The 13,273-nt window shown below is 71.9% G+C and carries 9 protein-coding genes; 5 read left to right on the forward strand and 4 right to left on the reverse strand.

Annotated elements, in window-relative coordinates:
• Positions 1-36: 36 nt before the first annotated feature.
• From ACIQMR_RS20455 to ACIQMR_RS20465, 3 genes are all read right to left on the reverse strand, one after another.
• Entirely contained in the window at positions 37-1,044 is a 1,008-nt protein-coding gene (locus ACIQMR_RS20455; RefSeq protein ID WP_401388956.1) for a DNA-3-methyladenine glycosylase family protein, read from the reverse strand.
• A 144-nt stretch (positions 1,045-1,188) separates the two neighbouring features.
• Complete coding sequence (locus ACIQMR_RS20460) at positions 1,189-2,280, reverse strand: sugar phosphate nucleotidyltransferase (protein ID WP_401388959.1); 1,092 nt, start codon at positions 2,278-2,280, stop codon at positions 1,189-1,191.
• A 126-nt stretch (positions 2,281-2,406) separates the two neighbouring features.
• The gene (locus ACIQMR_RS20465) at positions 2,407-3,987 is read right to left on the reverse strand and encodes an N-acetylmuramoyl-L-alanine amidase (protein WP_401388962.1); all 1,581 of its coding nucleotides are present in this window, start codon (positions 3,985-3,987) and stop codon (positions 2,407-2,409) included.
• Between the two features lie 128 nt (positions 3,988-4,115).
• Here ACIQMR_RS20465 and ACIQMR_RS20470 point away from each other — a divergent pair, with 128 nt between their 5' ends.
• The 4 genes from ACIQMR_RS20470 (at position 4,116) to ACIQMR_RS20485 (ending at position 10,358) form a co-directional block, all read left to right on the forward strand.
• On the forward strand, positions 4,116-4,868 hold the full coding sequence (locus ACIQMR_RS20470; RefSeq protein WP_401388965.1) for a TIGR03089 family protein: 753 nt from the start codon (positions 4,116-4,118) through the stop codon (positions 4,866-4,868).
• Positions 4,869-5,460: 592 nt separating this feature from the next.
• A complete protein-coding gene (locus ACIQMR_RS20475; protein WP_401388968.1) occupies positions 5,461-6,642 on the forward strand; it encodes an LCP family protein in 1,182 nt (393 codons plus the stop codon).
• Between the two features lie 240 nt (positions 6,643-6,882).
• Positions 6,883-8,604, forward strand: coding sequence for an LCP family protein (locus ACIQMR_RS20480; protein ID WP_401388971.1), 1,722 nt, complete (start codon positions 6,883-6,885; stop codon positions 8,602-8,604).
• A 50-nt stretch (positions 8,605-8,654) separates the two neighbouring features.
• Entirely contained in the window at positions 8,655-10,358 is a 1,704-nt protein-coding gene (locus ACIQMR_RS20485) for an LCP family protein (RefSeq protein ID WP_401388974.1), read from the forward strand.
• A 97-nt stretch (positions 10,359-10,455) separates the two neighbouring features.
• Here the strand turns inward: ACIQMR_RS20485 and ACIQMR_RS20490 are convergent, their stop codons facing one another.
• A complete protein-coding gene (locus tag ACIQMR_RS20490; protein ID WP_401388977.1) occupies positions 10,456-11,478 on the reverse strand; it encodes a glycosyltransferase family 2 protein in 1,023 nt (340 codons plus the stop codon).
• 358 nt (positions 11,479-11,836) lie between these two features.
• On the opposite strand from ACIQMR_RS20490, the gene ACIQMR_RS20495 reads away from it, so the two are divergent.
• Positions 11,837-13,210: an LCP family protein gene (locus ACIQMR_RS20495; protein WP_401388980.1), complete on the forward strand. Its 1,374-nt coding sequence runs from the start codon at positions 11,837-11,839 to the stop codon at positions 13,208-13,210.
• The last annotated feature ends 63 nt before the right edge of the window (positions 13,211-13,273 follow it).

The following is a 13,273-nucleotide window of genomic DNA, read 5'->3' on the forward strand; positions in this document are numbered from 1 at the left end:
GGATCGGTTCCACCGGCGGCGCGCCGACGACGTGGTTCACAGCTTGCCGATGTCCCCTCGTGGCATCTTCGGCTTGCGGCGGGACGGGACGCGGCCGCTCAGGAGGATCAGGCGGGCGGCGCGGTGGCGTTGGCCGGCGTAGGGGGCGAGGAGTTCGAGCATCGTCGCGTCGTCCGCGTCGCGGTCGTCGGCCAGGGCGTGGCCGACGATGCCCGGGAGGTGGAGGTCGCCGACCGTGATGGCGTCGGGGGCGCCGTTGCTGCGTTGGACCGTCTCGGCGGAGGTCCAGGGGCCGATGCCGGGGATCAGTTCCAGGCGGGCCATGGCCGCCTCGGGCGTCATGGCCGCGGCCTCCTCCATGCGGCGGGCGACGCGGACCGCGCGCAGGATCGTGGCGGCACGCTTGTCGTCGACGCCCGCGCGGTGCCATTCCCAGGACGGGATCCTCGCCCAGGTGCGGGCGTCCGGCATGACGGACATCCGGTCGGGGCACGGGCCGGGGGCGGGTTCGCCGTACTTGCGTACGAGGAGACGCCAAGCTCGGTACGCCTCGTCCGTGGTGACCTTCTGTTCCAGGATCGACGGGATCAGGGACTCCAGGACCAGTCCCGTGCGGGTGAGGCGCAGGCCGGGGCGGCGGCGGTGGGTGGCCGCGACGAGGCGGTGGCGGGCTTCGAAGGCGGCCGGGTCGTCCGACTCGCCGAGCAGTGCGGGCAGTTGGTCCAGCAGCCAGTCCGCTCCGGGACCCCAGGCCTCGGCGTGCACGGCGCCGTCGCGTGCCGCCACGCGGAGGGTGCCGGCGCCGGCCGGGGTGCGGGTGGTGCGCCACACCGAGCCGTCCGGTGTCGTACGGAACATCGGATCGGCCGGCCCGCGCCGCAGCGGCCCCAGCACCAGCCCCAGGTCGAGCGGACCCGGCGGGACGTACCGCCGCTCCCGGCCCCCACTGGGAGCCGCCGCGGGCCTGGGCGCGGGCACGGCGACCTCGCCGCCGCGCACGGTGGTGCGGGTGACGGCGGGGCGGGGGTCGAAGCGGCCTGCCACGGGGTGGGGTCCTGGGTCCTGAGTGGTTCGGGGCGCCCTGGAGCGGAGTCCTGGAGCGTTCGGGTCCCTTCGAGCGTAGGGGGTCGTGCCCGCCCCGCGCAGCGAGACCCGTGCGGCCCGCCTACTGGTCCGAGGAGGACCCGCCTACTGGTCCGAGGAGAAGCGGATCGATCCGGCCGGGATCGTGGCGTCGCACCAGACCCGGACGCCGTCCCGCAGCTCGTTGTCGGGGCCGATGACCGCGCCGTCGCCGATGACGGCGCCCGCGAGGACCGTGCGGGCACCCACGCGGGCGCGGGCGCCGATCAGCGAGTCCGTGATCACCGCTCCCGCTTCGACGACCGCGCCGTCCAGGACCGTGCTGCCGCTGATGCGGGCGCCCTCGCCGATGCTCGCGCCGTCGCCGACGACCGTGCCGCCGGTGAGCTTGGCGTCGGGGGCGACCGTGGCGGTCGGGAGGACCAGGCGGTCGCCGCAGCGCCCGGGCACCGCCGGTGACGGGGCCCGGCCGAGGACCAGGTCGGCGGAGCCGCGGACGAAGGCCTGCGGGGTGCCGAGGTCCAGCCAGTACGTGGAGTCGACCATGCCCTGCAGGTGGGCCCCGGCGGCGAGCAGTTCGGGGAAGGTCTCGCGCTCGACCGACACCGGCCGGCCCGCCGGGATGCTGTCGATGACGGAGCGGCGGAAGACGTACGCACCGGCGTTGATCTGGTCGGTGACGATCTCCTCCGGGGTCTGCGGCTTCTCCAGGAAGGCCGTGACCCGGCCCGTCGCGTCCGTCGGCACCAGTCCGAAGGCGCGCGGGTCCTCGACCCTGGTGAGGTGGAGCGAGACGTCCGCGCCCGAGGACCGGTGGGTGTCGACGAGGGCGCGGATGTCCAGCCCGGTCAGGATGTCGCCGTTGAAGATCAGCACCGGTTCGTCCGGCCCCGACCGCAGTCTGGACGCGACGTTCCGGATCGCCCCGCCCGTGCCGAGCGGCTCCTCCTCGGTGACGTATTCCAGGTGCAGACCCAGCGACGAACCGTCACCGAAGTACGGCTCGAAGACCTCCGCGAGGTACGACGTCGCGAGCACGATGTGCTCGACGCCCGCGGCGCGCGCCCGCGCCAGCTGGTGCGTGAGGAACGGCACCCCGGCCGCGGGGACCATCGGCTTCGGTGTGTTCATGGTGAGCGGGCGCAGCCGGGTGCCCTTGCCGCCGACCAGGAGGATCGCTTCTTGGGCCTGAGTCAATGCCTTCTCTGCTTCCTTCTGGGGCCGGGCAATTCGTGCGTATGACCGGCCAGTGTATGCAGCCTGTTCGTACGTACGTATGCAGCACCGCGAGTACCGCGTGCGGCGCCCGGCGGCCGGTGCCCGTCAGCGTCCCTGGAGCTTGGCCGACAGCGTTCGGACCGCGCCGAGTTGGCCGTAGAGGCGGGCTCCCGGGCAGTCGGTCGCGAAGCCGTCCCGGTGCCCCGAGATGACGTTGAGCTTGGCCTGGGTGCCCAGCTTGAACTTGTTGCCTCCGGCGGATGTCAGAAATGTCGTGGACTTCGGGTTCATCCCGAAGAGGCCCAGCTTCCATGCGGTCAGTTTGGCGATCGCCTGGACCGCGGCCGCCGGCGGAGTGGTCGAACTGTACGTTCCGAGCACGGCGATGCCCATGCTGTTCGAGTTGAAACCGCGTGTGTGCGCGCCGAGCACCGCCTTGGCCACGCCTCCCGCACGCCCTTCGTAGATGTTTCCGCACTTGTCGACCGCGAAGTTGTAGCCGATGTCCCGCCAGCCGCTGCTCTCCACGTGGTAGCGGTAGATACTGCGGAGAACGGAGGCCGACTGCGCGCAGGTGAACCGGTTGCCGGTGGCGCTGTGATGGACGAACGCGGCCTTGACCGACTTCGTGTAGACGAACTGCTTCTCGCGCAGCGACTCGTCGGCGCCCCAGCCCTTGCGGGTGACGATGCCGGGCCGCGGCCCCACGTAGGGCTTCGCGACGCCGTACGGGGCGGCCTCCGCCTCCGTCTCCGCCTTGGTCTGCGGAGTGATCATGTCGGCGCCGAGCGGCGCGAGCTCCGCGTTGACGGCGGAGGCCGCGGCGGACTCGGCGGTCAGCCACGCGGCGAGGCCGGCATCGGGCACGGTACCCGGCAGTTCCTCGCCCTCGACCTCACCGGGCTGAGGGTTCTCCGGCTGCGGGATCCCGGGCAAAGGGTTGCCCGGCACGGGGTTGCCCGGCAGCGGGTTGCCAGCCACGGGATTGCCCGGCACGGGATTCCCCGGCAGTGCGTTCTCGCCCTCGCCGGGCAGGGTGCTCCCGGGCTGCAGCGTCACGGGCTGTGCGGTCCCGGGCTGCAGCGTCACGGGCTGTGCGGTCCCGGGCTGTGCGGTCCCGGGCTGCGGGGTTTCGGGGACCTCGCCCGGGTCGACGAGCTCCAGCCGCAGGCCCCCCGGAAGCGGCGGCGCGGCAGCGCGCGCGGCCCCGGGGGCCGGCTCCGGCCGTACGCGGACCTCGACGCCGTCCGAGTCGCCGACCCACAGCGGCGCGGTCGAGCCGCGCACCGTGCCCGCGGCGCGCTCCGGCGAACCGGGGTCCGGGGCGTGCTCGAAGTTGTGGGTCTCCACGTCCTGCCAGGCGGACCAGTCGTCGGAGCCGGTGGCACGGGTGCGGACCTCGACCGCGCCCTGGAGTTCGCTGTCCGGGTCGTCCCAGACGACGCCGACGAGCGAGAACGGGTCGACGTCGCGCTGTGGCAGGCCTTGGGCAACGGTCCCGCCGCCCGCCCGTTCGAGGCCGGGCAGCGGGACCAGTGGCAGCGACTGTGTGGAGCCCGGCAGGTCCGGCGCGGACGGCGTCGCGGCGACGGCTTGTGGCGCAGCGACGGCCGGCGGCGCGAGCAGGGGGAGGGCGAGAGCGGCGGTACAGGCGACACCGATGGAAGATGCAAGGAAGGCACGCATGGAACGATCCTCGGGCTGCCGGAAGCGGATCCGCCTTCCGGAACTCTGACGGATCGTCGGTCCGTACGGGGGACGCCGTCACCGGGACAGTCCCGCCCGCGCCACCGGCGCGGCGTACTCTTGCGCGGATGAACGCCAGCGACCGCACCCCCGCCGACCTGCTGCGATCCGCGCTCGCCGCGGACCCCGCACGCCCTTTGGTCACCTTCTACGACGACGCCACCGGTGAGCGCGTGGAATTGTCCGTCGCCACCTTCGCCAATTGGGTGGCCAAGACGGCGAATCTCCTCCAGGACGGACTGTCCGCGGAGCCGGGCGACCGGCTGGCGCTGCTGCTGCCCGCGCACTGGCAGACCGCGGTGTGGCTGCTCGCCTGTTCCTCGGTGGGCGTCGTCGCGGACGTCGGCGGCGACCCGGCGGGCGCGGACCTGGTCGTGAGCGGCCCGGACGGCCTGGCGGCGGCGCGCGTCTGCTCCGGCGAGCGGATCGCGCTCGCGCTGCGGCCGCTCGGCGGCCGGTTCCCGCAGGCGCCGGAGGGCTTCGCCGACTACGCCGTGGAGGTCCCGAGCCAGGGCGACCGGTTCGTACCGTACGTACCCGTCGATCCGGACGCTCCCGCGCTCGCCGTCGCCGGTACGGAGCTGACCGGCACCCAGCTCGTGGACCGCGCCCGCGCGGACGCCGCGGAGCTGGGGCTCGCCGCCGGATCCCGGCTGCTGTCGGGGCGTCCGTACGACACCTGGGACGGACTCTCGGCCGGTCTGTACGCGCCCCTCGCGGCCGGCGGCTCGGTCGTGCTCTGCCGGAACCTGGACCAGCTGTCCCCGGAGGACCTCGCGAAGCGGATCGAGAGCGAGCGGGTCACCGGCACCGCGGCCTGACCGACAGGTCGGCCCAGCCACACGTCGGTCCAGCCGGCGCGGCCCGGAGGGCGTCGCGCCTGCCGGCATGCCCCGGCGTCCCGCCCGCGCGGCGGCAGGCCCCCGTCGGCGGACCGACCGGTACAACGGCCTGACCGACACAACCGCCCGACCGGCAGTGCGGCCCGACCGACACAACGCCCCCGCGGGTGTCCGCGCCTGCCGGCATGCCCCGGCACCCCGCCCGCGCGACGGCACGCCCGCACGCCCGCGGCGGCGGTCCAGCCAACACAACCGCCCGACCGACACAACCTCCCGACCGGCACAGCGGTCCGACCGGCACAACGACCCGACCGACACCACGGCCCCAGGCGTCGCGCCCGTCGGCACGCCCCCGCGCCCCGCCCGCGCGACGGCACGCCGCCGCACGCCCGGGCGCGGCCCGGCAGGCAGGCAGGCAGGCAGGCAGGCAGGCAGGCACAACGGCCTGGCCGGGGCCGCGAAGTCCACTCGTACGGCTCATTGCGTGCCGAGCCCACGCGCCTGAGCGCCGGCTCCGGGACATCATCGGCGGTGCGTACCCAGACAAACCACCGCAAGGACGGACGCAACCGTGACCGACAGCGCCGGCCCGCCCGCCGAACCGGACGACCCCGCGACGGGGCACGTCACGGCCGGGAGGTCGCGCCGTCGCCTCCGGTGGATCGCGCTCTGCGTGTCGTTCCTCGTCCTCGCCCTCTCGGGCGTCGGCTGGTGGCTCTACCGGAAGCTCGAGGGCAACATCGGGACGGACCTCACCGCCGCCGAGGAGCTGGAGCGGTACGACAAGGAGCGCCCGCTGCCCTCGCCCAACGGCGCGGAGAACATCCTGCTGATCGGCTCCGACAGCCGCGCCGGCGCGGGCAACGACGCGTACGGCCGCGACAAGGGCATCCAGCGCTCCGACACCACGATCCTGCTGCACCTGGCGGGCGACCGGCGCAGCGTGACGGCCGTCTCCGTCCCGCGCGACCTGCTGGTCGGCATCCCGAGCTGCCGCACCGCGAAGGGCACCCGCACGCGGACGCAGTACACGCAGTTCAACTCCGCCTTCGCGGTCGGCGGCGCCGCGTGCACGATCCGTACCGTCGAGCGGCTCACCGGCGTCCGGATCGACCACCACATGGTGGTCGACTTCCGTGGCTTCAAGAGCATGGTCGACGCCGTGGGCGGGGTCACGGTCTGCCTGGCCCACCCGATCGACGACCCCGAGGCCCATCTGCGGCTGAAGGCCGGGAAGCAGAACCTGAACGGCGAGAAGGCCCTCGGCTACGTCCGCGCCCGGAAGACCCTCGGCAACGGCAGCGACACCGACCGCATGGACCGGCAGCAGCAGTTCCTCGGCGCACTCTTCAACAAGGTGCAGAGCAACGGGGTGCTGCTGAACCCGACCCGCCTCTACCCCGTGCTGGACGCGGCGACCAAGTCGCTCACCACCGACCCCGGCCTGGACTCCCTCAAGGCCCTCTTCGACGTCGCCCGCTCCCTGCGGGGCGTGCCGACGAACCGCGTGCAGTTCCTCACGGTGCCGCGCCGGTCCTATCCGTACGACCCGAACCGCGACGTGCTCGCCCAGCCTGCCGCGAGCAAGCTCTTCGAGCGGCTGCGCAAGGACGAACCGGTGAAGGTGGTGCCGAAAGGCAAGACGCCGAGCAACAGCACCGACACGGAGAGCGACAGCGGTACGGGTTCCGAGAACCCGTCGGCGACACCCACGTTCTCCGGCACCAACGCCACTTCGGGCATGTGCAAGTAAAGCGCTCACCAAAGACTCGTCGGCGGTCCATGACGATTGGGTGGATTGCCCAGTTGTAAGCGGCGTGGAATTTGTCACGGACGTCGCCCGGCGCTGAACTGGGCGGATAGTGTGACGCGATCCGGTACTTCCGGCCATCCGGCCATCCGGCCGCGGGGCTCACACAACCGGATCGACGAACCGCGCGTCTCCCGGGGGGAGGGACGCCGCGCGTGGCACCGACGGAGGACTCAAGCAACCGTGGATGCGCAGAGCCGTGGGCAGGCGGACGACATCGATCCCGCCGACCAGTGGGTACTCAACCCGCAGACGGGCAATTACGAACTGCGACTGGACCGTTCCTCTCGGCAGTCGACCGGCTCCCGTTCCACCGGCGCCTCCCCCAGAAGTACCGGCCGTCGGCGCGGTCCCTCTGGTGACGCGGCACCGACGACGGACGTCCCGGAGCAGCGCGCGCGCCGCGCGGCACGGGCCGGCGGCGCGGGCGGCCGGGGCACGCCCCCCACCGGCCCCGGCCGGCGCAAGCGCAAGCCGCAGAAGAGCCGCAAGAAGAAGGCGATGCTGTGGACCGGAGGCATCCTGGCCTGCGTCCTCGTCGTCGGCTCCGGTCTCGGCTACTACGTGTACGAGCGGCTCAACGGAAACCTCAACACGGTGGACGTCGGTGACGCGGGCTCCAAGGGCATCACGAAGGACGGGCCGGTCAACATCCTGCTGCTGGGCACGGACAAGCGCACCGGCTCGGGCAACGAGGGCTACGGCGACAAGGGCAGCTCGGGCCACGCGGACACGACGTTCCTCTTCCACGTCTCCGAGGACCGGACCAACGCGACCGCGCTGAGCATCCCGCGCGATCTGATCACCGACATCCCTGACTGCCCCACGAAGCAGGCGGACGGCTCGACCAAGATAGTCAGGGGCTCGGACGGCGTCCGCTTCAACGAGAGCTTCGGCGTGGGTGGACGCGACCCGGGCTGCACGATGCGCACGATCAAGCAGATCACCGGTGTTCCGGTGGACCACTTCATGATGGCCGACTTCAACGCGGTGAAGACCCTGTCGACCGCCGTCGGCGGCGTGGAGATCTGTCTGGCGAAGCCCATCAAGGACAAGGAATCCAAGCTGAATCTGCCGGCCGGTCCGCAGAAGGTCGAAGGGGAGGACGCCCTCGCGTTCGTCCGTAACCGGCACGGTCTGGGCAACGAGAGCGACCTGGACCGCATCAAGCAGCAGCAGCAGTTCATCGCGTCGATGATCCGGCAGATGAAGGAAGACACGCTGGGCAACCCGAAGAAGATGTTCGCGCTCGCGGACGCGGCGACCCAGGCGCTCACCGTCGACAGCGCGATCGGCGACATCCCGAAGCTGACGGCGCTCGCCGAGGAGCTCGGGAAGATCGACATCAAGCACATCAGCTTCATGACGGTGCCGGTGGTCGACAACACCGACGGGGCGACCGTCATCCTGGACAAGGTCAAGGCCCCGCAGGTCTTCAGCATGATCCAGAACGACGTCTCCTTCACCGAGGTGAAGAAGAAGGAGTCTGCGGCGAAGAGCAAGCAGGCCGCGCTGCTGAAGGGCCCGCGGGCCGACGCGTCCGACGTCCGCGTCGACGTCTACAACGGCAGCGACACCCAGGGGGCCGCGCAGATGACCCTCAACTGGCTGCAGAACGACGAGGGCGTGCTCAAGTCGACGAACAAGAGCAACGCACCCGAGAAGACCGCCACGACGACGCTGGAGTACGCACCGAACCAGGCCGACCAGGCACGCAAACTCGCGGACCTGATGGGTCTGCCCGCCGCGGCGCTCAAGCCCGGTACCGAGAACGCCGAGGGCACGGAAGCGATGGTGCTGACCCTCGGAGCCGACTTCAAGGGCGCGGGGGTGCCCATCACGGGCCCGGCGAAGGTGCCGGACGTGGACAAGGTGGAAGCCGACAAGCAGGTGTGCGCCAAGTGACCCCGGTTCACCGGGGCATGTGGCGCGCCTGAACGACAGGGGGACCTGGGGTGGGACAGAGCAGCGTGCAAGGGGAGGGGACGCGGCGACGCGTCCGGCACGCCGGCGAACGGGGCTGGGACGACAGCCTCTACGAGGAGAAGCCGCTGGGCAAGGGGGCCACGGGCGGCGGCGACGCGGACGGTACACCGCCGACCGGCCTGACGCCGGGCGGCAAAGGCGGTGGAGGCGACGGCCCACGCCGGCGCGGCACCCGCCGCGAAGCCGGCAGACGTGGCAAACGCCGGATACTGCGCTGGGTCGCCTCCGTGCTGTCACTGCTGATACTCGGCACGGCCGCCGCCGGATACCTCTACTACGAGCACCTCAACAGCAACATCCGCAAGGGCGAACGCAGCGCCGGTGACAGCAAGGCGCAGAAGCCGGAGCCGAACGCCGCGGGACAGACACCGCTGAACGTCCTGCTGATCGGCTCCGACAGCCGCAGCTCCAAGGCGAACCAGCAGCTCGGCGGGTCCAGGGACAAGGCCGACGCCCCACCGCTCGCCGACGTGCAGATGCTGCTGCACGTCTCCGCCGACCGGAAGAACGCCTCGGTCGTGTCGATCCCGCGCGACACCCGGGTCCAGGTGCCCGAGTGCGTGGATCCCGCCACCAAGAAGACGTACAAGGCGACCAGGACGCTGATCAACGAGAGCCTGGCGCGGGGCGGCCCCGGCTGCACCCTGCTCACCTGGGAGAGCCTCACCGGGGTCTACATCGACCACTGGATGATGGTCGACTTCGCCGGTGTGGTGGCGATGTCCGACGCGGTCGGCGGCGCCGACGTGTGCGTCGAGCAGAACGTCTGGGACAGGCCCACGGCGATGGTGAAGGGCGGCTCCGGCCTCAAGCTGAAGGCGGGCTCACAGACCGTCGAGGGCGAGCAGGCCCTGCAGTGGCTGCGCACCCGGCACGCCTTCTACAACGACATGGGCCGGTCCAAGGCCCAGCACATGTACATGAACTCGGTGATCCGCAAGCTGAAGAAGCAGAACGCGTTCACCGACACCGGGCAGCTCATGGACCTCGCGGAGACGGCCACCAAGTCCCTCCAGGTCTCCGAGGAGATCGGCACGGTCAAGAAGCTGTTCGACCTGGGCATGCAGCTCAAGGACGTACCGATGGACCGCATCGAGATGCTGACGATGCCGTGGATCCAGGACCCGTACGACCAGAACCGGGTGCTGCCCGCCCCGGAGAAGGCGGACAACGTGTGGCGCATGCTCCGCGACGACATCCCGCTGGACGGCAAGGGCCCCACCTCCAAGCCGAAGCCCGCCGTGGCTCCCAAGGATCCCGCGGCCCCGGCCGGCGAGATCGGGGTGCTGGTGCAGAACGGCACCTACACCGCCCAGGAGGGCTCGGTGCGGGGCCGCGCGACCGAAGTCGCGGGCGTGCTGAAGGACAAGGGCTACACCCGGGCCTCCCAGGACAGCACGAGCAACCCGATGGCGAAGACGGTCGTCCGCTATCCCAGTGCCGAGCTGGAGGGGGACGCGTACGCGGTCGCCAAGTCGCTGGGAATCCCGGCGGGTTCGGTGAAGAAGTCCACGGACGTGTCGGGCGTGACCCTCGTCGTGGGTGCCGACTGGCGCACCGGTGACACCTTCCCGAAGTCGGCGACGCCGGCGCTGTCCAAGGAGGACACCGACGCGCTCAACGGTGCGGACGAGAAGGAGTGCATGGACGTCTACGCGCCCTACCGCTGGTAGGGACCGCAGCGAAGCGGCCGGGCCGTTCCTCTCGGGGAACGGCCCGGCCGCTTCGTCGCTGTTCGGGGGCGCGGTCGGGGCCGCGCCGACGCCGTCGTCAGGCCTGGGTGGAGGCCATGACCGCCGGGCGGCGGCTCGCGATGACCTTCCGCGCCAGCGAGCGGGGGCTCGTCAGGAAGCCGAAGCCCCACGACATGTGCATCGTGGCCAGCGCCACCGGGATCTGGAGGCGGGCCTTCAGGGACAGGCCCTTGCCGGCGGGGACCGAGCCCGCGGTGATCGCCGCGAGATAGCCGGCCGGGATCACGAAGCCGAGCGGATGGACCGCCGCGCCCACCACGAGGCCCGCGGCGATCGCGCAGACGGCGGTCGGCGGGGCGAGGTAGCGCAGGTTGATCGAACCGGAGTGGTAGCGGGCGACGACGTGACGCCAGCGGCCGTAGTCCTTGTACTGCTTGGCGAGCGCCCGGACCGAGGGCCGCGGCCGGTACTGGACCTTCAGCTCCGGTGAGAACCAGATCAGTCCCCCGGCCTCACGGATCCGGAAGTTCAGCTCCCAGTCCTGGGCGCGGATGAACTCCTCGTTGTAACCGCCCTGCTGCTCCAGCGCCTCACGGCGGAAGACACCCAGGTACACGGTCTCCGCGGGGCCCGCCTCACCGCCGGTGTGGAAGGCGGCGTTGCCGACTCCTATCCGCGACGTCATCGCGGCGGCGACGGCGTGCTCCCAGTCGTTCTCGCCCTCGGCGTGCATGATGCCGCCGACGTTCTGCGCGCCGGTCTCCTCCAGGAGCCGGACGGCGGTCGCGATGTAGTTCGGCGAGAGCATGCCGTGGCCGTCGACGCGGACGACGATCGGGTGGCGGGACGCCTTGATCGCGGCGTTGAGCGCCGCCGGCGTGCGCCCGGTGGGGTTGGGCACCGTGTGCACCCGGGAGTCTTCCCGTACCAGCTCGGCGGCGATCTCGTCGGTACGGTCCGAGGACGGGCCGAGCGCGATCACCACCTCCATCTCGCCCGCGTACTCCTGCTCCAGGATGTGGCGGACGGAGTCGCGGAGATGCCGCTCCTCATTGAGGACCGGCATGATCACGGAGACGGCGGGCGGGGCGGCGGGCATCGGCTTCCTTCGGTCCGGGGGCGGCCCCGGGAGACGGCGGCATCGCCCGCCACGTTACCGCGAACGGGGGACACCCATGCGCGCCTGCCCGGCGCCTCCCCGTGCCGCAGATCGTATGGGCCTACGGTTCACAGGATCACCGGTCTGCTGCCCCGCGGAGGTGCCCCTCGTGCCCACACCGCCCCGCTCGCCCCGTCCGCGAACGGCGGCGGCCCGCCCGAGGCCGGTCCCGAGACCGACGGCGGGCCGCCCCCGGCCGGCGGCGCAACGTCAGGGGCCCGCGGCGAACCGCCGGGGATCCGCCGGCCGGCCCCCGCGGCCGCGCGACACACGGCAGGGCGAGCGGCCCCGCTGGGGTATGAGGATGGTCACGACGCTGTCGGTGCTGGTGCTGGGCATCGGTGGGATCGGTCACGCGCTGGTGACGGGGCTGGACAGCGGCATCGGCCGGATCGACCCGTTCAAGGACATGAAGAACCGGCCGGAGTCGGGGAACGGGACGAACATCCTGCTCGTCGGCACCGACGGCCGGGACAGGATCACCAAGCAGGAACGCCACAAGTACCGGCTCGGCGGCGCACCCTGCCGCTGCACCGACACGATCATGCTGGTGCACATCTCGGCGGACCGGGAGCGGGCGAGCATCGTGAGCCTGCCCCGTGACTCGTACGCGGAGATCCCCGCCCACACCGACATCACCAGCGGGCTGAAGCACGGCCGGCACGCGGTGAAGCTGAACGCGGCGTACGCGGAGGGCGGTCCGGCGCTGACCGTGCGGACCGTCGAGGACCTGACGAAGGTGAAGGTCGACCACTATCTGGAGGTCGACTTCACCAGCTTCATGAAGACGGTGGACGCGGTGGGCGGGGTGGAGATCTGCACGGCCCGGCCGATGAAGGACACCCACTCGGGTCTCGACCTGCCCGCGGGCACCCATCGGCTGGACGGCGGGAAGGCGCTGCAGTACGTGCGCGCCCGCCATGTCGACGGGGCGGCCGACCTGGGCCGGATGCAGCGCCAGCAGCGATTCGTGGCGGCGCTGGTCCAGCAGGCCACCAGCAGCGGGGTGCTGCTGAACCCGGTGAAGCTGCGCCAGGTCAGCACCACGGCGCTCAATTCCGTCCGGGCCGACAAGGGCTTCGGTACCGACCAGATGCTGACGCTCGGGAGGACGATGCGCGGCTTCGGCCCGGCGTCGACGGAGTTCACGTCCGTGCCCGTGCAGGACCCGAGCTTCCCGGTGCGGGGCGTGGGCTCGACGGTGAAGTGGGACACGGCGAAGGCGGACCGGCTCTTCCGGGCGCTGCGCGAGGACAAGCCGCTGACGCCGCAGGGCGTGCAGAAGGCGCCGTCGAAGGCGAAGGTCGTCGACGTGGCGCCGAAGCAGATCCGGGTGCAGGTCTACAACGGGACGCAGTTGGACGGCCTCGGCTCGCGGGTGGACAGTGCCCTGAAGGCGACCGGCTTCGACACGACCCGGGCCCCGCGGAACGCCGCCCACCGCAATGTGAAGCGCACCTTCATCACGTACGACCCGCGCTGGGACCGCTCGGCGAGGTCGCTGGCCGTGGCGCTGCCGGGCGCCGAACTCCGCCCGGTGCGGGGCCAGGGCCCGACGCTGAAGGTCACGGCGGGCTCCGGCTACACCTCGGTGACGCCGGTCCGCGCGGAGACCCCGCGCGCACGGGGCGCGTTCGAGGCGGTCACGGGCGACGAGGTGCTCTGCCGCTGACGCACGGACGAGGGCGAGGACGAGGGCAAGAGCGAGGAGGAGAACGAGGGCAAGAGCGAGGGC

Origin of the sequence: Streptomyces sp. NPDC091376 (assembly GCF_044757085.1) — a bacterium.
Taxonomy (GTDB): Bacteria; Actinomycetota; Actinomycetes; order Streptomycetales; family Streptomycetaceae; genus Streptomyces; species Streptomyces pratisoli.

Excerpts from the sequence above, each read along its gene's own strand:
- ACIQMR_RS20465 (WP_401388962.1), bottom strand. The coding sequence starts at position 3,987 with ATGCGTGCCTTCCTTGCATCTTCCATCGGTGTCGCCTGTACCGCCGCT.
- ACIQMR_RS20470 (WP_401388965.1), top strand. The coding sequence starts at position 4,116 with ATGAACGCCAGCGACCGCACCCCCGCCGACCTGCTGCGATCCGCGCTC.
- ACIQMR_RS20490 (WP_401388977.1), bottom strand. The coding sequence starts at position 11,478 with ATGCCCGCCGCCCCGCCCGCCGTCTCCGTGATCATGCCGGTCCTCAAT.
- ACIQMR_RS20495 (WP_401388980.1), top strand. The coding sequence starts at position 11,837 with ATGAGGATGGTCACGACGCTGTCGGTGCTGGTGCTGGGCATCGGTGGG.